Raw genomic sequence first — 2,084 nt, 5'->3', positions numbered from 1 at the left:
AACCCGCCGCGCACCTCGAAGCTGATGTTCAGCGTCGACTCGTAGGCCTTCGACATCTCCACGCCGCGCAGCGGCTGGTAGATGCCGTTGTAGGTCACCTCGGTCATCGACGGATCGAAGAACAACGTCAGGTAGACGCCGGTGAGCAGCAACACGATGAAGCTGTACAACGCGATCTCGCCCAACAGAAACGACCAGTGCGTCGGGAACACTTTGTTCAGCTGCCGCCGCACCGCCGCCGAGGGGTGGTACCGCGAGTCGATGTCGTCACCCTGCCGCGCCATCACCGCGCCCATATCGACTTTCGGCGGACTCAACTTCACACTCATGTCGTACGCTCCCAAACTTCCGGCTCGTCCGGGTCGGTGAGCCGGCGAGCTAACGTGATAACAGGCGTGTTGGACTCCTGCGAGCGCCGCCTGAGCAGCTCGAATGCGGCCTCGGCGTCGATATGGAAGCGCTCCATGAGCATGCCCTTGGCTTGGCCGATCGTGTCGCGAGAGCTCAGCCCTCTTCGGTATTGCTGGTCTCGGCTCAACATGCTCCAGGTGAGCGTCGTGTAGGCGGCGAAGATTAGGCCCAACTTCGCCGACTCCTCACCGAACGCATTCACCTGCTCGGAGTACAGATTGAGCGCGGCCGACCTGGGGCCGTGAGCAAACAATTGCAAGGACAACATCGAACGAATCGGCGTGATTGCCACCGCTTCCCGGGAGTACCGCGGCCACCGGTCGTCGGTACTGAGGTCGTCGATGCGAACCAGGTGGTTGTGCCGCGCCGCTGACAGACACGGTCCTTCGTTGTAGCTTCGTTGAATATCGTCGAGTACCACCGGATAACTGTCGGTGGGGGCGACGGTCTCGATGACTCCCGCTCTCTTGCTGACCGTGATGCCGGCATGCGCAGCGCCGGGAACAATTTGAGCCGCATTGAAGGTCAGCTCGTCGAGCGTTGACCCCAGATTGAAGTCGCTTCCGGCCTGACTCTGCAGATCTCGTACCAGATCGTTCATGCGAAACAGGATCGAGTCGCCTGAGTCAGGCCAAGCCGCGCTGCCTTGATCCACCACGGGTCCCTTCCGCACCGATGCAAGCGGTCACAACCGTCCACCCGCCGGTCGCGGTTGCTTTCGACTCCGGCCCGGCGCTGCGGTCTCTTGCCCCTTCCCGGTTCTGATCCGACACGACGAAACAATTTCAGGAAGTTAACTATTAAGAATATAGGCCGAGATTACGCTTAGCACCGGTGCGGCCGTCCGTGACTTGTGTCACTTTGAGCACGTGTGCGTGTCTTGCTTCGCACGGAAACTGAAGTGAACTCGGGCCGGCTACCAACCGAAGGAGCCGGGCCCGCCCTTGAAAGGTCCGGCGATCCAGCTGTTGACCCATCCGCCGTAGAAGCCGCCGGGCTGGGGAGTCACTTCTTCGCCGTTGACCGTGCAGCGGTCGACCTTCCCAGGCATGACGGCGATCGCGCCCGCGATGTCGGCGAATCGCGGATTCGGCTGCTCGTAAGTCCACCCGGCGCTGACCGCTCGCCGTGCCGCCGTCACCAGGTCGTAGTAGCCGGCCCGACCTTTCCATTCGCACCACGACGACCCACTCGCGGCACGGAGAACACCTTCCGCGAAGGCATCTCGAGGCAGGTAGTAGCTGGGCGGATGACTGGTCTCCAGCACCCGCCAGGCTCGGGTGGTCGACGCGATGATCTCACCGCCCAGCTCCACCGTGATCGAGCCGGCGAACTGCTCCAACCGCGGCGGGCGAGGATAGTGCCATACCGACTCCTGCCCGGGGGCCGGCACACCGGGCTTCGGCCACGGCGTCACGAATCTTCGCCCGCAGCACGGATGCGGATCGGCCCGCGTAACGACCGGTCCGGATCGCGGACGACGCCGCCTTGCAGGATCTGCACGTCTCCGGCTCGCGCCAGCCGGATCGCGATTTCCCGGCTTTGGGTGGTCAGTTCACGCCAGTTGTCGCCCCCTACTGCGCGGGCGGCGTCGGAGGGACAGATGCTGCCTGCCGGGGCGCGGTGCTGTGCCAGCGCCAGAATCGCCGCCTGCAGCCGCGAGGCCACCGGCC

General features: G+C 63.9%; 3 protein-coding genes and 1 pseudogene. All 4 read right to left on the bottom strand.

Going from position 1 to position 2,084, the window contains the following annotated elements:
- Window positions 1–329: pseudogene (locus tag WA317_RS02130) on the bottom strand (cytochrome b); the annotation flags it as partial.
- Window positions 326–1,012 (bottom strand): GAF and ANTAR domain-containing protein, encoded by a 687-nt coding sequence (locus tag WA317_RS02125; protein WP_425171470.1) that lies wholly within the window; start codon window positions 1,010–1,012, stop codon window positions 326–328. The pseudogene WA317_RS02130 and the gene WA317_RS02125, both read right to left, overlap by 4 nt.
- 315 nt (window positions 1,013–1,327) lie before the next feature.
- Window positions 1,328–1,828: a DUF427 domain-containing protein gene (locus tag WA317_RS02120; protein WP_425171469.1), complete on the bottom strand. Its 501-nt coding sequence runs from the start codon at window positions 1,826–1,828 to the stop codon at window positions 1,328–1,330.
- On the bottom strand, window positions 1,825–2,084 hold a 260-nt coding region (locus tag WA317_RS02115; RefSeq protein ID WP_425171468.1), incomplete at its 5' end, for a DUF3253 domain-containing protein. The genes WA317_RS02115 and WA317_RS02120, both read right to left, overlap by 4 nt.

This window comes from Mycobacterium sp. (assembly GCF_049802695.1).
GTDB lineage: Bacteria > Actinomycetota > Actinomycetes > Mycobacteriales > Mycobacteriaceae > Mycobacterium.
The sequence above is the reverse complement of the archived record's forward strand: the minus strand, read 5'-3'. Positions and strand labels throughout refer to the sequence as shown.